Genomic DNA, 24,067 nt, shown 5'->3' with positions numbered 1-24,067 from the left:
AAACTTAAATACTTAAAAATGAAAAAAATAATCTTATTTCTTGGTCTTATCTGCTTTATTGCAATGAGCTGTGAAGACGAACTAAACGTCTTTCCCGAAGATTCTTTAAGTGTACCGACCTTCTTTAATACGGAAGATGATTTTACACAAGCGGTAAATGCTAATTACGAACCCTTGAGGTCACTCTACAATTCAACGAAACCGTTTATGACCGAAATGAGTGCGGACAACACCTATTTTGCAAGAAACACGGCTTTTGGAGCGACAGAAACAAATCAAGATATTGCCGATCATTCGATGATTACCCAAGGCGGTATTACACCCAATGGAAATGTTACGAACTACTACAGGACTTTATATGCCATCATTGCAAGGTCAAATCAAATTTTGGTAACGATAGACGATGCCGAAATAGACGCTGCCGTAAAAGCCAATGTAAAAGGTCAGGCACTTTTTTTAAGGGCATTTGCCTATTTTGACCTAGTTCAATTATATGAGTCGGTGCCCATGCATTTAGAACCTGTGTTAGACCGAGAAGGAGCCGCCTTGCCCCTTACTTCAGAAGACGTTCTTTACGGACAAATCGTAGCTGACGCGCTGGCAGCTATTCCCTTATTACCACTTAAATCAGACCAACAACCTGGTAGGGTAACTTCGGGAGCAGCACAAACACTTTTGGCAAATGTTCATATGGTGCTAGAAGAATGGGAGGCTGCTGAAGCATTGTTGAAGTCTGTAGTGGGCAGCGGAGAATATATGCTAATGCCTAATTATGAGGATGCCTTTACCGGCAATAGCGATAATAAGAACAACATGGAGTCCGTCTTTGAAGTGCAGTATAGAGAGGGTGCAGAAGGAGTTCAGGGAAATTTCATGTATAATTTTCTTCCCCGTCCCATAGAGGCAGATGAACTTGCATTACTATTCGGCACACCCGATGCGCAACCTATTAACGGGCAGGGAAATAATATTCCAACCCCAGACATTATTGAAGCCTATGAAGAGGGTGATTTAAGAGAGGATGCCTCTATCATGTATGTTTTGACCAGGGAAAGTTTTTGGAACGATGGGGTTTATCCTATTATCAAGAAGTTTGTAGAGCCACATGCCTTGCATAACAACCATGGTATGAACTTTCCTGTGTATCGATATTCAGAAGTTTTATTATTTTTGGCTGAAGCCTTAGAAGAGCAAGGTAAAGGCGGTGAGGCACTCCCTTATCTTACTCAAGTTAGAACCCGGGCAGGATTAGGAGCACATACTGGAGATCTAGGGGATGCGATTTTTAGGGAAAGACGAGTAGAACTGGCTTTCGAGAACAAGCGTTGGTTTGATTTAGTAAGAACAGGACAAGCTATTCAGGTCATGACAGAATTTGGTGATAGGGTCATAAACAATCCTAATGCTTATTATTTCCCAGTAGGGGTAGAAGCTGCGGGAAATGCTTTTACCAATATTAGGGAGCGTTATGCATTGCCCGCAGGCGAATCAGAATTTAATCCTAATTTTTAGAACATTATAGAATAGTAGCATTATCGATATAATTAAAAACAAAATATGCTTATGAGAAAATATATTTTGATAATGGTCAGCCTTGTGCTGACCATTTCATGTGGTGAACAAAATGAAGCTGACCTTAGCGCTGCACAGTCAACAAATCCTAAATTGACAAAGTTGAAATTACAACCTGGCTTTGAGGCAGAGCACTTATATAGTCCGGCCGAAAACGATAAAGGTTCTTGGGTAGCAATGACCTTTGATGACAAAGGCCGTTTGATTACTTCAGACCAGTACGGAACACTATACCGTATGGAGATTGCACCGATTGGCTCTGAAAACCTTACGCCCAACATAGAAAAACTCAAGATACAAACAGAGGAGCAAGTAGCCGATTCAGTCATTCAAATGGGTTATGCACAAGGCCTGTTATATGCTTTTAACAGCCTCTATGTTATGGTGAACCATCGTGGTAACGAAGAGTTCGAAAAAACTAGTGGACTTTACCGCCTACAAGACACAAATAATGATGATCAATACGACAGCATAACGTTACTAAAATTATTAAACGGGGCTGGAGAACATGGGCCACACAGTATTGTACCGTCTCCAGATGGTAAATCATTATACATTATTGCAGGAAACCATACAGATCTGCCCGAAATGGATAGCTATCGTTTGCCAAATAACTGGAAAGATGATAACCTCCTCTACCAAATCAAAGATCCTCGCGGGCATGCCAATGATCGAGGAGCACCAGGAGGTTGGGTAGCAAACACTGATCCTGAAGGGAAAAATTGGGAACTGGTCTCAGCCGGCTTTCGCAATCCATTTGACTTAGCATTTAACGAACTTGGCGACATGTTCGTTTATGATTCAGATATGGAGTGGGATTTAGGCATGCCTTGGTACCGACCTACAAGAATTTGTCATGTCACCAGCGGGTCTGAATTTGGCTGGCGTACTGGTAATGGAAAATGGTCCCCAGCTTATCCAGATAATCTTCCAGCTGTAATGGATATTGGTCAAGGTTCGCCTACCAACGTTATTTATGGTATGAACGCAAAGTTTCCTGAAAAATACAAACGCAGTGTTTTTGCTTTTGATTGGAGTTTTGGAATTATCTACGCAATGGAACTAGAAACAAAAGGTTCATCCTATACCGGTACGAAAGAGGAATTTTTATCTGGCATACCATTACCACTTACAGATGGCGTTATTGGTCCAGACGGTGCCATGTACTTTATGACCGGTGGCCGCAGGCTTGATTCTGATCTTTATCGCGTGTTTTATGCTGGAGATGAAAAAAATATTCCCACCGAAACTATCGCGTTGGAACAAACGGATGGAAATAAGATTAGAAAAGAACTTGAGACTTTTCACACAGGGTCAAAAAAAGGAGGTGTTGAAGCAGCTTGGCACCATCTCGATAGCGAAGATCGCTTTATACAATATGCAGCTCGTATTGCATTAGAACACCAACCAGTTTCCATGTGGCAAGCAAAAGTATATGAAGAAAAAGATGCTATAAAAAAAATTCAAGCAGCGATTGCAATGGCCCGTCAAGGAAACAAAGATCAACAGGCAAACCTAATAAAAACCCTAACCAACATCAATTTTGAAAGTCTTAATACGGGACAGCAGGTAGACTTGGTTCGAGCCATCGAATTAGCACTTTCACGTTTAGGTAGGCCAAGTTTAACAACAGAAAAAATTGTAGGTAATTACCTTGCTTCCCATTATCCCACTAAAACTGATGTATTGAACCAGTTGTTAAGCAAAACATTGGTGTATGTTAGCGAACCCTTAGTAGTAGCAAAGACCATTGCCATGTTAGAAACGCCCCAAGGCGAAAATACAGATGTAATGAGTAATACCGCTACAGAAGCAGCCGATCTCATATTAAGAAACCCACAATATGGTATGGCAATCGCAGAAACGCTCAAAAACATGCCGCCGGCCCAAAGCACCTATTACGGAAACGTTTTAAGCGATGCTACAAACGGGTGGTCACCAGAATTACATGAGCGATATTTCAACTGGTTTTACAAAGCATTTTCATACAAAGCAGGAAGAAGTTATATAGGTTTCGTAGATAAGGCAAGAAAAAATGCTTTAGCTAAGGTTTCTAAAAATAAGCTTGATTTTTATAATAAAATGTCAGGCGATACTTTACTAAGTAGTTCAGGTAACGATTTAGTAAGCAACGCCATTCAACCCAAAGGGCCGCGAAAAAATTGGAAGGAAGAAGACATTGCACCGCTCTTGGCCAACGGTCTTGGCAATAGAAATTACGAACAGGGCCGAAATATGTTCTTGGCGACCAATTGCATAACGTGCCACGCCATGGGAGGCGAAGGACAGAATATTGGACCTGAGCTATCGCAGATAGGTAATCGTTTTTCGCCTGAAGATATGCTAAAGTCTATCATAAACCCGAATGAGGTCATCTCAGATCAGTACAACTCCACAGTTTTTTCACTTAAAGGTGGAAATTCCGTAGTAGGAAGATTGATTAGCGAGGAAGATGACACCTATAGGATTTCCCAAAACCCATACGCTCCCGATGTGATTCGAAGTATTCCTAAAAATGAGGTAATCGGCACAAAAATGTCAACCATGTCCTTAATGCCTCCTGGAACAATCAATCGATTGAACGAGGAAGAAGTCAAAGATCTATTAGGCTATATGATTTCAGGGGGGAATTCCGATAATCCTATTTACAAAACCTCGGAAGGCCAAGCGGGTGATTAGAATCCTTGGCCATACAATATAAATATGTACTTTCTAGAATGCACATACCTAATTTCAATTATTCATACGGCCTTACTGGGAACAGGTTTTTAATAGCCAAATTCTTTAAACATATACATCAGGTTCAGTATGGGTATATGAGAAATTTAGGTGTAGGTCTTTTTGGTTTCCTGTTTTTGGGGCAGTTTATTCTAGCCCAAAAAAGTGAAACAATAAAGGCAGAATTTCAATCGCCACTAAATTTTGTAAAAACCAAAATTGCATCGGAAAGTTATGAGTCAGTTGGGGTTTTTGATGTAAACAATGACAATGTGCTAGATATTATCTCTGGTGCTTATTGGTATGTGGGGCCTGATTTCAAAAACCGACATTATATTGGTTCGGCCAAACGCTATGGAGAGTACTATGATGATTTTTCTACCATACCTTTAGATGTGAACGGAGACGGTCATATGGATTTTATTACTGGAGGATGGTTCGGTAAAGAATTGATTTGGAAAGAAAACCCTGGCGATAACTCTGAATGGAAAATACACCTCATCGCTATGGCTGGCAATATTGAAACTATCCGAAGCTGGGATATTGACGGTGATGGCTCAATAGAAATAATACCCAACACTCCCAATAATCCATTGGTCGTTTACCAACTGATTCTTGACGACCAAGGGAAAGGAACCGGTGAGTTTCAAAACTACACCATAACTGGAAAGCATGGTCATGGATTGGGCTTTGGGGATATCAACGGTGATGGAAGGGGAGATTTTATAATCCGAAAAGGTTGGGCCGAAGCACCCAAACAACCTTTTAAAGAAGACTGGACGCTTCATCAAGAATTTGAATTAGGTACGGCAAGTATTCCTATCGTCGTGGCAGATGTCAATCAAGATGGAAAGAACGACCTAATCGTAGGCCAAGGACATGATTATGGTCTGGATTGGTACCAGCAAGTAAAAGAATCTAATTGGATAAAACACCCTATTGACCCTTTTAATTCTCAATACCATAGCATGGAGTGGGAAGATATAGACAATGATGGTACTAAAGAGTTGGTCACGGGAAAAAGATACCGCGCCCATAACGGTAAAGATCCTGGTGGAAATGACCCAACAGGAATCTATTATTTTAAATGGACCGGATCTGCATTCAGTAAACAAGTGATTGATTATGGCACTTATGGGGAAGGTAAGGGTACAGGTGTGTTTTTTACCGTAATCGACATTAATGTTTCCGGAAAAAAAGATATAATTATGGCTGGGAAAGACGGCCTATATATATATTACAACAACTAAACTAAAGATTTCAACATGAAACTAAAACGTATTTTTATCGCTATGCCGGTAGTACTTTTCATAGTAACAGGCATAGCTTCCTGCAAGGAAGAAAAGACCAACGACACTGCCCAGAAAACAGTGGAAACAATTTTGGAAGCTGATGATTTTAAACAAATTTTTGACGGGAAAACCCTGTCCGAATGGAAAGGTGACTCTAACTATTGGCGAGTAGAAAATGGTAATTTAGTGGGTGAGGTAACCCCTGAAACTCTTTTAAAATCAAACACTTTCATGGTTTGGCAAGGAGACCAACCCGATGATTTCGAACTAAAACTTGAATTCAGGATTACCGAGGCCGGCAACAGCGGAATCAATTACCGAAGTGAGGTCATTGATAGCATCCCCAATGCTTTAAGAGGCTATCAAGCCGATATAGACGGGAAAATCAGATACACAGGACAAAACTACGAGGAGAGAAAAAGGGCGACCTTGGCCTATCGAGGTGAAAAAGTGATCATCAATAGTCAAGATAAACCCGAGGCTCCGGGATCGCTAAAGTCCAACGTACTAAAAAACTGCTGGCAAAGCAGAATAATTACCGGTAGCCTTGGGGTATCCGATTCCCTGAAAACAAAAATAAAAAGTGAAGATTGGAACGAAGTTCATTTGGTCATCAACGGCAACCGACTTCAACACTATGTAAATGATATTCTAATGAGCGATGTAACGGATAACGATATGATAAACAGAAAACTCAAAGGACATTTGGGCGTACAAGTACATGTTGGACCGCCCATGAAAATCGAATATAGAAATATTAGGTTGAAAAATCTATAGATTACATAAACCTTTTAAAAAGCAGTAAATCACGCGTCTCTTTATGAAAATTGAAATCAGTTCTTTTATCTTTAATACTAGTAAATACCAACAACAAATTAAACGGAATTAATACTATTTGACATTATCCATAAATCAACCATCAATTTCATGGAGCAAAAAAAATTTATAAAAAATGGCTCAAATAAGTTTTCAAACACCACACAGATAGGTGGTATTGAAACGTCTATTTTGGATAACGGATTAGCCAAGGGTACACGAATTGCTTGGATAAATACAGGAACCGGACTTCGTTACAAGGTAGTTATAGACCGTGCCATGGATATTGCTGATGCTTTTTATAATGCCTACAGTTTGGCTTGGTTGAGCCATATGGGCGTTTCGCCTCCAGCCCGCTTTTCCGATTCCGGCATGCAATGGATTCGTAATTTTAGTGGGGGACTGGTAACTACTTGTGGACTATCGCACGTGGGTGGCCCAGAAAAGGATGGCTACGGGGAGCGCGGGCTTCACGGGCTTATCAGCAATACGCCTGCCGAAATTATTTCTATTATTCAACCCAATCCGGCTGAAGGTAAACTGGAAATGAGTATCACGGGCATTATAAAAGAGACACAGGTTTTTGGACCAGTTTTAGAACTAAGACGCACTATTTCCGGAAAATTAGGCGAATCTAAAATCATCATCAATGATGAAGTGGTAAATCGCAGTAATACTGCTAGTCCGCATATGCTGCTTTACCATATCAACTTCGGTTGGCCATTGGTAGACAAGGGCACCAAGTTATTATGGAAAGGTAAATGGAATTCGCCAACACCAGATTCGCCTGCAAAAATTTTTAAAGACGGTACCGATTTCAAAACGTGCCCCGATGTTTTAGCTGCCCATTCCGGAACGGGAGAAGATATCGCGTTCATAGACATACAGGCCGATGAAAAGGGCAATGCGCATTGCGGTATCTATAATGAAAATCTTAAGTTGGGGGTATTTTTGAATTTTCCTAAAAAACAGTTGCCTTGGTTGATTAACTGGCAGCATTGGGGAAAGAATGAATATGTAACTGCACTAGAACCAGCAACCAATCCGCCTATAGGTCAGTCAAACGCTAGAAAAGAAAATACCTTAATCATGTTGGAACCTGGAGAAAAAAGAACCTATCGCGTAGAATTAGAAGTCTTGGAAAAAAACAAGATTACAACATTTTGATACCCGTATGATGGTTTCAATTAAAAAAAATTACAACCGAGTTTCCATGATAAAATTGTAACACGCCAAAGTAATAAACAGATGTGGAAAATAATACGAACTAACTAAACAATAACAAATATCCCAAATGGGGCAAGACCAAAATCCTAGCCAAAAGAAAAATGGTTATTGAGCCTATTGGATATCAAAAACAAATAATACAATGGGGAAAACACTAGCAGAAAACGCCGTAGAGCAAGGTAAAGGCATCTTGCGACTTGCACCAACTTGGGTTCCAAGATCCTTTTGCGTACCGGGGAGACGCATCAAACTACATCCTGATGACTATTATGTTCTCGGTGGCGAACGCGGCGGCATCGACGAGCGTTGGTTCGCTTCCACCACCCCTGCACAAAACGGCCCTTTGACCGGAAAGAACGAAGGCCTTAGTCCTGTTGTCTTGAAAGACAGCGGTAAAGAGGTACAGATACTTCTAAAAGACGTAGTTGAAGAGCTCAAAGGCAAAATCATCGGCGACCGGCTTTGGAACGAATACCAAAGCTGGCCCATGTACTCGAAATTTTTTGACAACATGGGTCCCCTACCCCATCATATTCATCACAATGACGAACATGCCGCTAAAATCGGACAAAAAGGAAAGCCAGAAGCCTATTATTTTCCGCCACAACTAAATAACCATGGCGGGGATTTTCCCTATACTTTTTTCGGAATAACCCCCGGAACCACCAAAGAGCAAATTCGTGAGTGTTTGGTCAACTTTACCAAAGGCGATAATAAGATTACCAATTATTCATCGGCCTTTCGTTTGGAGCCCGGTACTGGTTGGGACGTACCCCCGGGAATGCTTCATGCGCCTGGAAGTATGTGTACGTACGAACCCCAAAAAGCCTCCGATGTGTTTGCAATGTATCAGTCTTTAGTAAACGAGGCGATCATTCCTGAAAATCTCCTATGGAATGGCACACCGGAAAACCGTATGGGCGACTTTGACCAATTGATGGAGGTTATAGACTGGGAACTAAACACTGACCCCAACATGTTGGAGACGCGCTTCATGAACCCGATACCTGTAGCTCCCCTAGATGAAATGAAAGCTAAGGGCTATATCGATAAATGGATCTGTTACCGTTCCAATGCCTTTAGTGCTAAAGAGCTGACGGTACTACCGGGCCAGACCGTAACTATTAAAGATAGCGCCTGTTACGGTATGATCATGATGCAAGGGCATGGTAAAATGGGTGTTTGGGATATTGAAACACCTTCCTTGATACGGTACGGCCAATTAACACATGATGAGTACTTTGTAACCGAAAAGGCAGCAAAAGAGGGGGTTACAGTTGTGAACCAGAGTAATACGGACCCCATTGTCATGTTAAAACATTTTGGTCCTAAAAATCCCGATCTTAAGCTTTGATTAAAATTATATTAACTCAGAGAATGTTTTACAGTAAATATTTGAAAGCAATCTCTTAAAATCAACGATAATATGCAGACGAATAGTTTTCCAAAATTGCACAACGCCACTTGGCCTGGAATAGTAGGGAAAGGACCTGACTCCGAACTCCCTATATCTTTTGACAAAATGCTCGAAATGACCGCAGCAGCAGAAGTAAATGGGGTTAAATTCGATGGAGTAGATTTAGGGCTTTTAGATCCCCACATCAACATTTACAGTTCGGATGATGAAATAAAAAAAATTGCCGATAAAATAGCCAACCTAGGCTTAAACGTGGGTAGTTTGGTAGCTCCTATATGGGGCGGTCCTACTTTAGGCAGTTCCGACGACCGCAAGACCTTTGTTGAAATGGTCAAGAAATCCTGCCGTTTCGGAAAAGTCTTGAGGGAACACGGTGTCAGGACTTACGGAGTGATTCGTATCGACTCTGCATCTAGCCCTGAAGAATGGTCAAAAAATCCTGTGAACAATACCAATTTAATAGCCCAGACCTTTAGGGAAGCCTGTGATGTAGCTGCAGAATACGATGAGAAACTGGCCGCTGAAGGCGAAATATGCTGGGGCGGTATGCACAGTTGGAAAGCCATGGTAGAGACCCTTGAAGCGGTAGACCGACCTAACATCGGTTTTCAGGCAGATATGTCACACACCTTACTTTATTTATTGGGCTACAATGCACCCGAAGACCGCATACTACCAGAAGGCTTCGATTGGAATGATCGTAAAGCCTTGACCGCAGGACTGAGAAAATTGACAGCGGCACTTCGCCCCTGGACCATCGATTTTCATGTGGCACAAAATGACGGAACCTCATACGGCATAGGGTCCCACGATAAAACGGGCAGACATTGTCTGGCGACCGACCCCAACGGTAAACTTGACGTTGCCAATGATGCTGGTTTTTGGCTACGCGATGAAAATAGCATACTTACTAAAGCGTTTGAACACATTTGTTGGGACGGTTGCATGTTCGACAATTCTGTATTGACCCAACAGCAAACATGGAACGATATTTTAGCCACAATGATTAAGGTTCGTGAGCAACACGGTTGGAGCTAGGAGCCATTAAAAGAATCTGAGAGTTACTGGTACTAGAACCAATAATTCATATTGTAAAAGTAAAATAAACGAAATTATGGCAAATAAAAAAGAACTTAGAATTGGATTAATAGGATGTGGATTTATGGGAAGGACACATTCTAACGGATATAACCGTGTTTCTAACTTTTTTCCTGACTTGGAATATCGACCCGTATTACAGGCAGTTTGTTCCCGCACAGAAAGCAAGGTCAAGACCTTTGCCGAGCAATGGGGCTATAAATCTTGGGAAACCGATTGGAAAACCCTTATTGCCCGAGATGATATCGATGCTGTTGATATTTGCACACCAAATAATATGCATGCCGAAATTGCTATTGCCGCAGCAAATGCGGGTAAAATGATTCTTTGTGAAAAACCACTTTCACGCACTTTGGAAGAGGGAGAAAAAATGGTAGAAATCATAAAAAAGACAGGTGTAAAAAATACGGTATGGTACAACTACCGTCGTATCCCGGCCGTTACCTTAGCAAAACAAATCATTGATTCTGGGAAACTAGGTCGTATTTTTCATTACCGTGCTAATTTTTTACAAGATTGGACCATTAGCCCAGAACTACCTCAAGGAGGCGAAGGACTATGGCGTTTAGATGCTGCTGCAGCCGGATCGGGCGTAACCGGAGATCTTTTGGCGCACTGTATAGATACCGCTATCTGGCTCAACGGCTCTATCGAAGATGTTTCTGCTATGACGGAGACCTTTATCAAAGAACGGGTTCATCAAGCCAGTGGAAAAGTCCAAAAGGTGGATATTGATGATGCCTGTATCTTCCACTGTCATTTCGACAACGGGTCTTTGGGAGTTTTTGAGTCTACCCGTTATGCAAGAGGTCATAAAGCCCAATACACCTTTGAAATCAATGGCGAAAATGCCTCTATCCGATGGGATTTACATGACTTGAACCGACTTGAATATTTTGACCACAATGACGATTCCATAGTACGTGGCTGGCGCTCTATACATGTTACGGATGGTGACCAACCATATATGGACAAATGGTGGGTGCCAGGGCTAAGCATAGGTTACGAACATTCCTTCGTACACCATGTCGCTGATTTTCTTAAAAGTTTAGAAACCGGTGAACCCTGTTCACCTACTTTCGAAGATGCCTTGGTAACACAGAAGGTATGTGAGGCGGTTATCGAATCGGGGAAAAGTAGAAGTTGGAAAACTATTAATTGAGAATTTAAATAAAGGGATGATAATTAAATATTCATCCCTTTATAAACTAACTCAACAGAAGTTAACAACTCTTCTAGTTTAATATTAGTTACAATTGATTTGAAAAGCATCCTGCACTACCCTGCTATAATTTGATTTCAAATTATAAAAATTTTCTTCTGAGCATAATATACTTAACTATCTACCAACCGTAATCTCTTAACTTGTAACGTTGTTGAGCAGTTAGTTTTTAGAAAAGAAAACATCTATTAGAGATACTTATATGAAAGCAAAAATTATATTAATAGCATTAATAGGATTTTTATTGAGCTGTAACGAAAGTAAAAAGAAGAAAAGTGCTGAAACGACAGAAAGACCAAATGTGTTGTTAATTGCCGTGGACGACCTTAATGACTGGATAGGTGTTTTAGGTGGTCATCCACAGGCTAAAACACCTAATATAGATGAACTTGCCAACCGTGGTGTTCTATTCAGCAATGCCCAGTGTCAAGCTCCTGCCTGCAATCCAAGTCGTGCCAGTTTAATGACTTCTCTTTATCCTAGCACAACTGGAATTTACTTTTTAAACCCCGATATTTCTGAGTCACCCATAGCAAGAAAGAATAAGGTAATGCCCAAGCGCTTTCAACTAGAGGGTTATAACGTATTTGCGGCCGGAAAGCTATTTCATAATGGGAAAGGAATCAACGAAGCCCATATACCTAATTACGCAGGTCAGTTTGGAGGGTTTGGTCCTATGCCAGACGCAAAAATAAGTGCCTATCCCGGCCATCCTCTTTGGGATTGGGGTGCATATCCGCAACGGGACGAGCAGATGCCGGACTATAAAATCGCCACTTGGGCCGAAGTAAAATTGGCAGAAAAACAAGAGCAACCCTTTTGGATGGGGGTCGGTTTCTATCGGCCACATGTTCCACAATTCGTACCTAAAAAATGGTTTGATTTATATCCTTTAGAATCCTTGGAATTACCGAAGACCATTGCGGATGATTTAAATGATATTTCTTCATATGGAAAAGATATTACCCGAGAAAAACATGTTTCTCCTACCCATGAATGGGTAACAGAAAATGATGAATGGAAGCCCATTGTACAGTCATATTTGGCCTGTGTAAGCTTTGTAGATGAACAAGTCGGAAGGGTTCTTAAAGCACTGGATAAGGGGGACTATGGAAAAAATACCTATGTGGTTTTGTTCAGTGATCACGGATTTCATATCGGTGAAAAAGAACGCCATGCGAAACGGAGTTTATGGGAAGATGGAACTAGAGTACCAATGATACTAATGGGGCCAGGCATTACCAAAGGAAAAGTATCTAATAGACCAGTTCAACTTTTAGATATTTATCCAACACTTTTAGAACTAAGCAAGCTCGAACCTGACACAAGCCACGAAGGAAACTCATTAGTTCCTTTGTTACAACAGCTTGATGTTCCTTGGACTCATTACGCGAGAACTAGTTTTGGCCCAGGTAATTACGCCATAGTGTCAGAACATTATCGTTTCATTCAATATAATGATGGTTCCGAAGAGTTTTATGACCACTTAAACGACCCGAACGAATGGCACAATAAAATTGAAAATCAAGACTATGCTGATGTAATTGAAAACCATAGGGCTCAGCTACCCAAAGAGCGGCATACAATATTAGGCAAAGGCTCTACAGGACATTTATCTTATGAGGTTTCTCAAAAAAATATTGTTATCATTAACAACGATTAAATTATCTGAAATCTATTCTGAAGCGCACCTAATTTCTCTTCTAGATAATATGGTTACTGGATAATGCAAGATAATACAGGGTGAAGTTTTTAATCAAAAAACTACGTATAATTATTGTAATTTATAAATTGTCAAAGAAACGTTTTAAACATAATTTAAAAAACCTCAAAAATGGCGCTATCGTATAAAACAAGATATACATCCTGTAATGCAGTAGTTAAAAATATGATACTACCAAGCTAAGAGATGAATTCCTCCTTGACGATCTCATGTAAAATGGAAAAATTAATCTCAGTTATACATATTACAATCACCATATTACAGGTTCTGCAGTGCCCCATGGGCCGCTGAAACTAGCTAAAATTGCCCTCCTTAGTACCGAATACTTTCTAAAAAGTCGCAAATTAGGTAGCATCAATGTGGGCAATGGCATTTCAGTAGAGGTAGATGGCCCTTCGTACACAATGTCTCATAAGGACGCACTTTATATTGAAATGGGAGCCAAAGGTGGACTCAAGATGTTGACACAAAATATGGTAACCAAGGAGGCAAAGCCTAATATACAAATCAACGGCATTGGCCCAGGGTATTTTGCAACTTCCTAAACTACTCCTATTCGGATTGATGGATATCCGTTCTATAATTTCATTATCAAGCGAACCGCCGCAGCCAAATAGGGAGACCCAAATAATTTGCCAGTAGCAGCCATTTTTCAGGACAGCACAGGATGGGTTATTTCAAGCTAAAACCTATGTTTGATTGTGTATTTTTCAATTGATTTATACTTTCATCTTATGGAATAAAAGGCTAATTGAATCCAACCTGTTAACTAACAAATGTGTAAATATGAGAATTTTTTTAGTAGTCCTTTTTTGTGTATCCATACACCCACTTAAAGCCCAGAAATCTCCTCAAAAACAAACACAAAAACCCAATATTATTTTCATCTTAACCGATGATCAAAGGTACAGTGCTCTTGGTTATGCAGGTAACGGCCTAATTTCTACCCCAGAAATGGACAAACTGGCCAAGGAGGGCACTTATTTTGAAAATGCCATGGTAACCACACCAATCTGCGCGGCAAGTAGAGCTACCATCTTGACCGGACTTTATGAACGTAAACATAATTTCAACTTTCAGACCGGTAATATTCGAGAGTCATATATGGTGAATTCCTACCCAACAATTTTAAAGAATAATGGATACAAAACTGGGTTTTACGGCAAATACGGTGTTCGCTATGATGATTTAGAGACACAATTTGACGAATATGAATCGTACGACCGTAACAATAAATACAAAGATAGACGCGGTTATTATTATAAAACCTTAGGAAAAGACACGGTACACTTGACCCGATACACAGGTCAAAAAGCGATGAATTTTATTGCTGATGCGAAAGCCGACGAACCCTTTTGTCTTTCACTTAGTTTTAGTGCTCCGCACGCACATGATTCTGCGGAGGACCAATATTTTTGGCAACCGGAGTCGGATACCTTATTACAAAACATAACTATGCCAGGTCCAGACCTTGGAGAGGATAAATATTTTGAAGCACAACCGAATCTTGTCCGTGACGGATTTAACAGAAAGCGATGGTACTGGCGATATGATACACCCGAAAAATACCAACATAGTATTAAGGGGTATTATCGAATGCTTTCGGGCATTGATCGAGAAATTACAAAAATCAGAGAACAGCTCAAGAAAAAAGGATTGGATAAAAATACAGTCATTATTTTAATGGGTGATAATGGGTATTTTCTTGGGGAAAGACAACTATCGGGTAAATGGCTGCTCTACGATAATTCAGTAAGGGTACCGTTGATTGTGTTTGACCCAAGGGTGAAGAAGCAACGAGATAGCCGTGAAATGGCCATGAACGTTGATGTACCGGCAACGATTTTAGATTTAGCAGGCGTACAACAACCAAAAGGTTGGCAAGGTAAGAGTTTAATACCGTTGGTTTCCGGAAATACCAAGTCCATCCAAAGGGATACTGCTTTCATCGAACATATTTGGGAATTCAAAAATATTCCCCCAAGCGAAGGTCTTCGCACTAAGGACTGGAAGTATTTTCGGTACGTAAATGACCAATCCGTTGAGGAACTCTATCATCTAAAAGATGACCCAAAAGAAATCAATAATCTTGCTAAGGATTCTAAATTTTATAAAAAGCTAAAAGCATTCCGAGGAAAAACAAACCGAATGATTCTCCAACTTTCAGATGAGTATTCTGAAGGACCTAGTGACTTGGTTGTAGAATGGATACGGAATACAAAAGATGTTTCGATAATCGACCCTAATCCCGAGTTTGGCTGGGTGGTTCCTGATGGTGCTGTTTCGCAGTCAGCGTATCAACTATTGGTTGCGTCATCCAAAGAATATAGCACGAATAATATTGGTGATGTTTGGGATAGTGGACAAATACGAACGAATGCTTCCTCTGAAATCGAACACGCTGGAATTGCACTAAAAACTGGAGAAACTTATTATTGGAAAGTTCGCATTTGGGACCAAGACAATCGGTTGTCGCGATACTCAGATTCCCAAGCCTATACCATGGGGAGTACTGAAAAAAACATCACTACTGCCAATAGTTTTCAAGTTGAGCAAATATCACCGGTTGCCTTTGAGAACAGAGGTGATTTTTATTTTATAGATTTTGGGAAATCTGCATTCGCAACTATAGACTTTACCTACAATACGAAAACAGCACATACCTTGACCTTCCGGATTGGAGAACAACTGGAAGGTGAAAATATAAACAGAGAGCCTTTAAAAAAAAGCCATATACGATATCAAGAAATTGAGGTTCTCGTGAAACCGGGACAAACGGAATACCAACTTCCCATAAAAGTGAATCAGCGAAACACCTTGTTAGGAAAGGCATTACCACTACCGGAAGGGTTCCCAGTTTTGATGCCTTTTCGTTATGCCGAGATAGAAGGTGCGCAAGAACCAATCACGGCAGACAATTTCAAACAACTGGCACATTTCAGCTATTGGGAAGAAGATGCTAGTAGTTTTAAAAGCTCGAATGATATTCTAAACCAAGTCTGGGATTTATGTAAATATTCGATTAAAGCTACCACCTTTAATGGCCTCTACGTTGACGGTGACCGAGAACGAATTCCTTATGAAGCCGATGCCTATTTGAACCAATTGAGCCATTATACAACAGATCGCGAATATGCCATTGCGCGCCAAACTATAGAATATTTTATGGAACACCCCACTTGGCCAACGGAGTGGCAACAACATGTAGCATTAATGTTTTACGCCGATTATATGTACACCGGCAATACCGAACTAGTGGAAAAATATTACGAGCAATTAAAATATAAGACACTTTACGAATTAGCCAATGAAAATGGGTTGATAACTTCTACGAAGATGACTCCCGAGTTAATGGCGAATTTGGGTTTTCCTAAGAAAATGAAAGAGACTTTTAGGGATATTGTCGATTGGCCATCTGCTGGTTGGGGCGGTGACCCTAGTAACAAGGGCGAACGTGATGGTTATGTTTTTAAAGAGTACAACACGGTAGTAAATGCATTTTACTATCAGAACATGAACATCATGGCTGAATTTGCGGAAGTATTGGGCAAAACCCAAGAATCTATGGGTTTCAAACTTCGTGCCTTAAAAGCCAAAAAAGCTGTAAACGAGCAACTATTCGACTTCGAAAGAGGCGTTTATATTGACGGCATTGGCACCGACCATGCGGCATTACACGCCAACATGCTTCCGCTGGCTTTCAATATGGTTCCTGACGAGCATATCGCATCTGTAGTTGAACATGTAAAATCACGCGGAATGGCATGTAGCGTTTATGGTTCTCAGTATTTGATGGATGGCCTTTATAATGCAGGAGCTGCCGATTATGCCTTAGACCTTTTGACAGATACGAGCGACCGAAGTTGGTATAATATGATTCGAATTGGTTCTACCATTACGTTGGAAGCTTGGGATTTGAAATACAAGAATAATCTCGATTGGAACCATGCTTGGGGCGCCGTACCTGCTAATGCCATACCACGTGGACTTTGGGGTATTCAACCCAAAACTCCTGGTTTTAGTATTGCGGCCATAAAACCACAAATGAGCGACCTGAAAAATAGTAGCATTGAAGTACCCACTATAAAAGGAACCATTAAAGGGGATTATGAGTTCAAAAATAAAAGGTTACAAGTATACACCATTGAAATTCCTGCGAATATGGTGGCTGAATTTGAAATCGCTCCCGCACCTGGAGAGGAACTCATGCATAACGGTAAAAAAGTGAATTCAGCTTTCGGTTCCGTACAATTAGACCCAGGTAAGCATGAAATTAAAGTAGTTATTAATTCATTTTAAGAAACATATACTTGACCTCAGCCTTTATATTGAGAAATTAAAAATAGAACTATGAACTTTATCTAATCTTAATTTCAATGAAGAAAAATAAAGCTAGAAGATAAATGATAATGGCCATAGTGTTCAGCTTGGTTAACACCAAAACAATTGAATAAAACCAACATCGAAAAAGCCATGGTGCGTGCAATGGAATGGAATGGCAAGAGGCACATGATATCTTTCCAGTTTCCCAAACAGATTGGACCAACAGTGCTTACCTTACAGGTAATGCAAGGGCACACGTGACGGTAAAAAAGCAGATTTCTTTTGCCGAATTAAAAAATTTTGGCCGCCGAAATCTATGGAAAACACATAATCGATTTTATCACGCTGATGATGTTACTGTTTCTTATGGATATTTAGATATGAACGAGAGAGACAAGAACGATGTTGATTTAGAAACTACAAAAACTTTTGTTCAAAAGTATTTGTACGAGCCAAACAAATAGAGATATGGTACCAATAAAGACGAATCAAAAAAGATCTATGGTGGTGTTGACATACCCTTTTTATGGCTCCACCGATGCTAACATTATATGTAAAACCATACAGGAGATATGAGATGCTTGGATTCCGTACTCACACTATATATAGAAATCTACGACCTTCTTTACAAAAAAGAGGAGCATATTTTTTCACGGGACACCCGCCATCAGTGGGAAGGAAATATAAAAAATTTGAAAGAAGATAATAAGATATTTTGGTCATGTGACAATGGATGGGTTCTTGGCAGTTCAGCCCTTGTTATCGATGACATGCCCAAAGAATACAGACACCGTGATTTTAATTTGAGGCTATTTAAAGAAATGGCTTTGAAAATTAAGGAACTACAACATAAAGATGGTCTATGGCGTACTAGCTTTCTTTCACCAGCATCTTTTAACCATGCTAAGGTGAGTGGAAGTGGTTTTTACACCTTTACCCTGGCTTGGGGAATCAATGATGGTCTTCTAGATAAGACAGCATACACACCCGCAGTTACCAAAACATGGAAATCCTTAATGATTTTCCAGCAAGACAGGGGAATGGTGGGTGGATACACAATATTGGTACCGACCACCTACTTGCCACTTTAAATAACTGGTAGAATTTTGGCATAGGTTCTTTTTTATTGGTCAGTATTAAAATAGAGGTTTATTGGAAATCTGAGAGAATTAAAAAATAAAAAAGAGCTCTTATAGAGATGCATATTTCCTTGTTTTTAAAACTATTGAAAAAACATTAATACAAATAACAATTGCTTAATAACATACAAACAATGAAAAAATACAAAGGTCACAAAGCAGAAAACCGAGAGCAAAATTCTAGACGAACCTTCATCAAAAAAACAGCCTTGGCTGCCGGTTTAATATCCATTATACCTAGGCGCGTTATGGGCCAAGGTTTTGTAGCCCCAAGTGATAAAATAAACTTGGGATATATAGGCTTGGGAAAACAAGGCGGTATTTTAGGAGAACGATTTGTTTCGAACACCAACGTACAAATAGTGGCAGGTAGTGATGTTTGGACTGCTAAGCGAGATTGGTTTAAAGGAGTAATAGAAAGTTCTTACGCAGAAAAAAGACGAGTATCAAAATATAACGGAGTCACTACTTATTTAAATTATAAGGAACTTTTAGAGCAAGAAGGTATAGATGCTGTAGTGATCGCAACACCAGATCATTGGCACGCCATACAATCCATCCACGCCATGAAAGCCGGCAAGGATGTCTATTGTGAAAAACCCATGACTAACACCATAGATGATGGTAGAAAAATGGTAGACGCCAAGGAAAAATACGAAAGGGTGCTACAAGTTGGCAGTATGCAACGCTCTTGGGACCGGTTTAGGAAGGCCCATGAAATTGTAAGTACAGGAAAGTTGGGCGACATTACTAAAGTCTTGGTTAATGTAGGAGACCCTTATCGTGCCTACGACTTGCCGGCAGAACCTACACCGGAAGGTGTGGACTGGAACCTTTGGTGCGGACCCGCTCCTCTACTTAGTTATCACAATACCATTGCCCCTGAAGTGGTCAAAAGCTATCCCGCTTGGCGCGATTTCAAAGAAACTGGCGGTGGCATCTTGTCCGATTGGGGCACCCACATGTTCGATATCGCTCAATGGTGTTTAGGAATGGACAAGACGGGCCCGGTATCTTTTATTCCCCCAAAAGACTCCAAGGCCGTTCGGGGCTTACGGATGTTCTATGAAAACGGTATTGAAATGGTTCATGAGGATTTTGGTAGGAAATGGGCCGTTCGTTTTATTGGTACGGAAGGCACTATGGATGTGAGCAGGGGTTTTATTGAAACCACTCCCACCAACATTCTTGTACCTAACAGCGGCGTCCCCAAGGAACTTTTTAAAGACCAAGGCAACCACTACCAAAATTGGCTAGATACCATAAAAACCAGAAAGGAACCTATTTGCAGCGTGGAAACCGGTCACAGATCTGCCACCATCTGCAACGTGGCCAATATTGCTTACGAACTTGGCAGGCCTCTAGAGTGGAACCCTGAAAAGGAAAAATTCAAGGATGATGCTCAGGCCAATAAGATGAGAAAGCGCAAACGTAGAAAATATTAATTTGAGAGGACAATAGGAGTTTTTTTGAAAATTATCACTGTAACAAAGAGCCGGCAATGGCCACCGCGTAAAAAAATTTAATATGCAACGATTAGCCTTTAAAATGAAATTAAATCCTGGTCAAGAGGAAGCCTACACCAAAAGGCATAAGGAGTTGTGGCCCGAGTTAAAATTGCTGCTCAAAGAGTCTGGTGTAAGCGAATATTCGATTTTTTTAGACGAAGAGACCCACACACTTTTTGCCTTTCAAAAACTATCTGGCGATGCCTCTTCCCAAGATTTGGCAGAAAATCACATAGTCAAAAAATGGTGGGCCTACATGGCAGACCTTATGGAAACAAATCCGGACAATTCGCCGGTGTTTCTTACTCTGAAAGAAGTATTTTATATGGAATAAGAGAAGAGATTACAATTGTCCTACCCCATTAAAAGAAGGAATTTTGTTTGATTATCTGCCGTGTCTCTAGTATTGTACTAGGGTTTCCTAGATACTCTCTGGTGCAATCGACTAAAAGAAGGGCGAAGGCATAAAAAACCTCTTGGCGTAGATGATTTAAGATAGAACTCCCGACAATCTAATTAATCGAAAAAAGAGAAGAACAAGCAGGTCATTGATTCGTTTGCGGTTAAGGATACATATATTAAAAAAGAAAATAAAGGCGGTAAATTGAACCTTCACCCTTCCTAATTAGTTCTATTTCTTATATATTTCCTGAATTGAACCAAACTATCTGTATTGATTAAATCAACGTTGTTTCTCAATAAAAACTCCCATACTTGGGGATTATCTTTAGAAGCCCAAAATCTTAACATTTTTCCTTCACTATGAGTCGCACCTACGATTCTTGCTATCGTATTCAAATCTTTCTTTGATGGTTTACCTTCACCAGAAAAGGATAAGTGATTGTTATAATTTTCACTTATGAAAGGCATTATTTCTTTTGAAATCCCTTTTCCTAATTCAGCTAATCTGCCATCAATTGAAACTAACTTAGGTTCATCGTCCAATATCTTGCGAAAAGGTCTACCCTTCATACCTGTCACAACTATTTTAATCGGTTTGCCTTTTTCTTCAACGCCATTAACTACTGAAGAAATTATTGAATGATAATCTTTTAAGATGTTCTTTAATACACTGTAAGAAGGCGCAGCTTCTGTTTTGATATCAATCATCAAATAAAAATAACCTTCATATCCAGTATATACTTCTCCTTTGTTTTTATCAACTCTATTTAATAAAGGTTTTAAATAAAGTGCTTCCAAAGTTTTTGTGAGGTCTTTAGAAATTGGTGTGTCATGCGATACATATAGATTATCATCAATTAGATGGACATCCACCTCTACGGATATAAACTTATTTTCAAGAGCTCCAAAAAGAGGGCTTCTATGTTCATAATCATTATGTGCATGTGCATTTACCAAAGGCTGATCTTTGGCAGTAGAACAGCCAAGCACCAAAAAAAATAGAACTACTAATTTTAGTTTATTCATTAAAAAGGAAATTTTTAGAGATTAGAAAAGTAAATTAGTTTTTTGATTTATTGTTTAACACACTAAAACGGTTAATCGTATAATTATAAATTGTTTCACGCTCAAATACTTATTATAAAAAATAAAATCCTTTTAGCGTTATGATTCGTATTTTATTTAAAATCTTAGCTATCCTCTGATATGTATCTCTATTAAAAATACTAATACAAATTTTTAGTACGCCCCGTAATCAGAAGGATACCCGATTATCATCAGTTCCCGGCCATCCAAGGTTGTTTTTATCATAACACCGTCTGTATCGCAAATAAAAAGAAAATCCTGTTCGCCATCGTTCCAAAGGGTGAGTCCATGATTACCTTTATAGCGAATGCCCCAACTGTCTAATAGTTTTCCGGACTTGTCGTAAATCAAAATATTATTATGGACGTCATCACCAACCATTACCAAGCTTCCTTGGGAATCCACAACCATTTCATGGCAATTGTTCACAGGCGTTTTGGTAGGGTCTAGGCTGCCCCATTCTTTATGGAATTTATATTTAAAATTGCCATGACCGGTAATCGTATCGGATAATTTGGGTCTGGAACTATTGATATTGAAATGGGGCACTAAAATAACCCCTGCACTTGCCTTAGTAATGGTTTGTGAGAAATTTCTTCTATTGGTTTTTACTAATTCCATACGGTTCTCTTTTATAGCGAAGTTTAAACAGTTCTTGATTTTTATTTGATGAAGAAGTAATGATTTTCGGATTAAACCGCCCTTACTATAAAAACTTTTAAAGCGAAAATTACTTTTGCTTTAAACGTTTTTTTCTGCCGTACTAGGAACCTTTACAGATATATCTAATTTGTTTTCGTAGCCTTATTAAATGGTTTACCGAACAAATCTAAAATAGGTTCTCCGTGGCCATCGGGCGTAGTGTAAAAAGGTCGCCCTTCAATGGTATACTCCGTTTGGGGATGAATACCCAATGCGTGGTATATGGATTGATGTACCTGATCGATGACCACGGGATTTTCTATGGAAGAACAAGGCCGCTCATCGGCTGTTTTCCCGTAAACCAAACCTTTCTCGACACCGCCGCCCCACATCAATATGGAGCTGCCATCGGTAAAATGGCGGTGCATACCGTAGAACTTTTCATCCTCTATAATATCCGGTTGGTTCACTTGGTCTTGTACTTGTTCACCAGGTCTCCCTTCCATTATGGCGTCGCGACTGAATTCGCTGGCTAAAACAATCAAGGTTCTGTCCAAATGGCCGCTTTCTTCCAAATCTTTTATCAGTTGGGCGATGGGTCTATCAATCAATTCCTTCATTTTCTTGGCTCTAGTATGGCCATTTTCGTGGGTATCCCAACCTAAAAATGGTTCATATTCAGTTGAAACGCTGATAAACCGTCCACCATTCATGGCCAACCGCTTTGCTAATAAACAACCTAGACCAAATCTGCCAGTATTATAGGTATCATAGACTTCTTTGGGTTCTTGTGACAAATCGAATACCTTTGCCTCGGGGGAATTCAACAAACGGTACGACTGCTCCATGGAACGCATAAGCGACTCCCGCTGGTAATCACTCCCTTCTTCCATGAGCTTATTCTTATTGGCCAACTCTTTGTACAACTTATAGCGCGCCTCGAATCTTTTTAGCGACATGCCTTGGGGCGGACGCACACTTTCGAGTCCGCCCGAGGGGTCGGGAATCAGAAACGGACCGAACTCGGATCCCAAGAATCCTGCAGAATGAAACGCTTTCAACTCTTCAGCTTCCCCCACCGTGAAACGTTGCCCCATACTGATAAAAGGTGGAATCACAGGATTGGAAGGTCCCAATTCCTTTGCAATCCATGCGCCGATATGTGGCGCCTGAACCGATTGTGGCGGTTCGTAGCAAGTATGCCAATGGTATTGATGTCTTGTATGCAAAATATGTCCCAAGTCGGCGGATTTATAGGAACGGATAATAGCGCCCTTATCCATTACTCCGGCAATAGACTCCAGTCCCTTAGAGAAATCGAGTCCGTCTACTACCGTAGGTATTTTAGGGAAGGTACTGAGCACTCTTTTACTTTCCACCCCTTTTTCATAAGGCACGTAGGCCTTAGGATCAAAGGTTTCTGTGTGTGCCATACCACCCGCCATCCAAAGAAGAATCACGGTGTCTGCCGTGGAAGCTAGTTTCGCAACTTCTGGCGTGCAGGAACTTAAGAAACTGGTTAATGGAATTGTGGCCGTGGAAGCTCCCAAACTTGCAGCCGACATTTTTTTAATAAATTCCCGTCTTGTATTTTGCTTGTCCATTACTTTTACTTTTTTACATTCGCTTGCCACTATATTCGTTCTCTAGTTCGCTATTTAAAAGAGCTAAATTATTATACTTTTTCAAGCTCCTAAGCAACGCTTCTTAAAGCTTGGACGAAATCTTGTATTACCCGTAAACTGCATTTCTACTTTCCTCAATGCCTACGCTCAGGTTAAAACAATGAGCGCCTAATCAAAACATCTCGACTGCGCTAGATGTGAGAGTCCAATAAAAATTTAATCCTTAAGACTACTATACTATTTTTTCTAAATCACTA

17 protein-coding genes and 1 pseudogene are annotated in these 24,067 nt (G+C 40.2%); 15 read left to right on the top strand and 3 right to left on the bottom strand.

From position 1 onward, the window contains the following. The first annotated feature begins 18 nt into the window (after positions 1-18). The 15 genes and pseudogenes from Q360_RS0120810 (at position 19) to rhaM (ending at position 20,389) form a co-directional block, all read left to right on the top strand. Positions 19-1,512, top strand: coding sequence for a RagB/SusD family nutrient uptake outer membrane protein (locus Q360_RS0120810; RefSeq protein WP_027078804.1), 1,494 nt, complete (start codon positions 19-21; stop codon positions 1,510-1,512). Positions 1,513-1,563: 51 nt separating this feature from the next. Next, positions 1,564-4,251 (top strand): c-type cytochrome, encoded by a 2,688-nt coding sequence (locus tag Q360_RS0120805; RefSeq protein ID WP_211251610.1) that lies wholly within the window; start codon positions 1,564-1,566, stop codon positions 4,249-4,251. Between the two features lie 137 nt (positions 4,252-4,388). After that, positions 4,389-5,540, top strand: a complete 1,152-nt coding sequence (locus Q360_RS0120800; RefSeq protein WP_027078802.1) for an FG-GAP repeat domain-containing protein — start codon at positions 4,389-4,391, stop codon at positions 5,538-5,540. Positions 5,541-5,555: 15 nt separating this feature from the next. Continuing rightward, entirely contained in the window at positions 5,556-6,359 is an 804-nt protein-coding gene (locus tag Q360_RS0120795; RefSeq protein WP_027078801.1) for a 3-keto-disaccharide hydrolase, read from the top strand. A gap of 150 nt (positions 6,360-6,509) precedes the next feature. Beyond that, positions 6,510-7,565 (top strand): aldose 1-epimerase family protein, encoded by a 1,056-nt coding sequence (locus Q360_RS0120790; RefSeq protein WP_027078800.1) that lies wholly within the window; start codon positions 6,510-6,512, stop codon positions 7,563-7,565. Positions 7,566-7,767: 202 nt separating this feature from the next. Next, a complete protein-coding gene (locus tag Q360_RS0120785) occupies positions 7,768-8,979 on the top strand; it encodes a cupin domain-containing protein (protein ID WP_027078799.1) in 1,212 nt (403 codons plus the stop codon). 72 nt (positions 8,980-9,051) lie between these two features. Continuing rightward, entirely contained in the window at positions 9,052-10,080 is a 1,029-nt protein-coding gene (locus tag Q360_RS0120780) for a sugar phosphate isomerase/epimerase family protein (RefSeq protein WP_027078798.1), read from the top strand. Positions 10,081-10,156: 76 nt separating this feature from the next. Further along, positions 10,157-11,302 carry a Gfo/Idh/MocA family protein gene (locus tag Q360_RS0120775; protein ID WP_027078797.1) on the top strand — a complete coding sequence of 382 codons (1,146 nt, stop codon included), beginning with the start codon at positions 10,157-10,159 and terminating at the stop codon, positions 11,300-11,302. A 262-nt stretch (positions 11,303-11,564) separates the two neighbouring features. Next, complete coding sequence (locus tag Q360_RS24110; RefSeq protein ID WP_084273513.1) at positions 11,565-13,025, top strand: sulfatase; 1,461 nt, start codon at positions 11,565-11,567, stop codon at positions 13,023-13,025. A 500-nt stretch (positions 13,026-13,525) separates the two neighbouring features. Continuing rightward, positions 13,526-13,699, top strand: a pseudogene (locus tag Q360_RS26050) (gluconate 5-dehydrogenase); the annotation flags it as partial. A gap of 172 nt (positions 13,700-13,871) precedes the next feature. Beyond that, a complete protein-coding gene (locus tag Q360_RS0120760) occupies positions 13,872-17,384 on the top strand; it encodes a sulfatase-like hydrolase/transferase (protein ID WP_027078795.1) in 3,513 nt (1,170 codons plus the stop codon). A 191-nt stretch (positions 17,385-17,575) separates the two neighbouring features. After that, positions 17,576-17,872 (top strand): glycoside hydrolase family 88 protein, encoded by a 297-nt coding sequence (locus tag Q360_RS0120755; protein WP_027078794.1) that lies wholly within the window; start codon positions 17,576-17,578, stop codon positions 17,870-17,872. Between the two features lie 108 nt (positions 17,873-17,980). Continuing rightward, positions 17,981-18,499: a glycoside hydrolase family 88 protein gene (locus tag Q360_RS0120750; protein WP_027078793.1), complete on the top strand. Its 519-nt coding sequence runs from the start codon at positions 17,981-17,983 to the stop codon at positions 18,497-18,499. Positions 18,500-18,681: 182 nt separating this feature from the next. Then, positions 18,682-19,992, top strand: coding sequence for a Gfo/Idh/MocA family protein (locus Q360_RS0120745; protein ID WP_027078792.1), 1,311 nt, complete (start codon positions 18,682-18,684; stop codon positions 19,990-19,992). 82 nt (positions 19,993-20,074) lie between these two features. Next, positions 20,075-20,389 (top strand): L-rhamnose mutarotase, encoded by a 315-nt coding sequence (gene rhaM, locus Q360_RS0120740; protein WP_027078791.1) that lies wholly within the window; start codon positions 20,075-20,077, stop codon positions 20,387-20,389. A 287-nt stretch (positions 20,390-20,676) separates the two neighbouring features. Here rhaM and Q360_RS24100 read toward each other — a convergent pair whose 3' ends face one another. The 3 genes from Q360_RS24100 to Q360_RS24090 form a co-directional block, all read right to left on the bottom strand. Beyond that, on the bottom strand, positions 20,677-21,483 hold the full coding sequence (locus tag Q360_RS24100; protein ID WP_051554837.1) for a PI-PLC domain-containing protein: 807 nt from the start codon (positions 21,481-21,483) through the stop codon (positions 20,677-20,679). Between the two features lie 213 nt (positions 21,484-21,696). Then, on the bottom strand, positions 21,697-22,164 hold the full coding sequence (locus Q360_RS24095; RefSeq protein ID WP_036196422.1) for an NHL repeat-containing protein: 468 nt from the start codon (positions 22,162-22,164) through the stop codon (positions 21,697-21,699). Positions 22,165-22,328: 164 nt separating this feature from the next. After that, positions 22,329-23,789, bottom strand: a complete 1,461-nt coding sequence (locus tag Q360_RS24090; RefSeq protein ID WP_036196421.1) for a DUF1501 domain-containing protein — start codon at positions 23,787-23,789, stop codon at positions 22,329-22,331. Between the last annotated feature and the right edge of the window lie 278 nt (positions 23,790-24,067).

Origin of the sequence: Maribacter antarcticus DSM 21422, assembly GCF_000621125.1 — a bacterium.
Taxonomy (GTDB): domain Bacteria; phylum Bacteroidota; class Bacteroidia; order Flavobacteriales; family Flavobacteriaceae; genus Maribacter; species Maribacter antarcticus.
The sequence above is the reverse complement of the archived record's forward strand: the minus strand, read 5'-3'. Positions and strand labels throughout refer to the sequence as shown.

Excerpts from the sequence above, each read along its gene's own strand:
- Q360_RS0120760 (WP_027078795.1), top strand. The coding sequence starts at position 13,872 with ATGAGAATTTTTTTAGTAGTCCTTTTTTGTGTATCCATACACCCACTT.
- Q360_RS0120795 (WP_027078801.1), top strand. The coding sequence starts at position 5,556 with ATGAAACTAAAACGTATTTTTATCGCTATGCCGGTAGTACTTTTCATA.
- Q360_RS0120790 (WP_027078800.1), top strand. The coding sequence starts at position 6,510 with ATGGAGCAAAAAAAATTTATAAAAAATGGCTCAAATAAGTTTTCAAAC.
- Q360_RS0120780 (WP_027078798.1), top strand. The coding sequence starts at position 9,052 with ATGCAGACGAATAGTTTTCCAAAATTGCACAACGCCACTTGGCCTGGA.
- Q360_RS0120785 (WP_027078799.1), top strand. The coding sequence starts at position 7,768 with ATGGGGAAAACACTAGCAGAAAACGCCGTAGAGCAAGGTAAAGGCATC.
- Q360_RS0120775 (WP_027078797.1), top strand. The coding sequence starts at position 10,157 with ATGGCAAATAAAAAAGAACTTAGAATTGGATTAATAGGATGTGGATTT.
- Q360_RS0120810 (WP_027078804.1), top strand. The coding sequence starts at position 19 with ATGAAAAAAATAATCTTATTTCTTGGTCTTATCTGCTTTATTGCAATG.
- Q360_RS0120800 (WP_027078802.1), top strand. The coding sequence starts at position 4,389 with ATGAGAAATTTAGGTGTAGGTCTTTTTGGTTTCCTGTTTTTGGGGCAG.
- Q360_RS24100 (WP_051554837.1), bottom strand. The coding sequence starts at position 21,483 with ATGAATAAACTAAAATTAGTAGTTCTATTTTTTTTGGTGCTTGGCTGT.
- Q360_RS0120750 (WP_027078793.1), top strand. The coding sequence starts at position 17,981 with ATGAGATGCTTGGATTCCGTACTCACACTATATATAGAAATCTACGAC.
- Q360_RS0120805 (WP_211251610.1), top strand. The coding sequence starts at position 1,564 with ATGAGAAAATATATTTTGATAATGGTCAGCCTTGTGCTGACCATTTCA.
- Q360_RS24090 (WP_036196421.1), bottom strand. The coding sequence starts at position 23,789 with ATGGACAAGCAAAATACAAGACGGGAATTTATTAAAAAAATGTCGGCT.
- rhaM (WP_027078791.1), top strand. The coding sequence starts at position 20,075 with ATGCAACGATTAGCCTTTAAAATGAAATTAAATCCTGGTCAAGAGGAA.
- Q360_RS24110 (WP_084273513.1), top strand. The coding sequence starts at position 11,565 with ATGAAAGCAAAAATTATATTAATAGCATTAATAGGATTTTTATTGAGC.
- Q360_RS0120745 (WP_027078792.1), top strand. The coding sequence starts at position 18,682 with ATGAAAAAATACAAAGGTCACAAAGCAGAAAACCGAGAGCAAAATTCT.
- Q360_RS0120755 (WP_027078794.1), top strand. The coding sequence starts at position 17,576 with ATGGAATGGCAAGAGGCACATGATATCTTTCCAGTTTCCCAAACAGAT.
- Q360_RS24095 (WP_036196422.1), bottom strand. The coding sequence starts at position 22,164 with ATGGAATTAGTAAAAACCAATAGAAGAAATTTCTCACAAACCATTACT.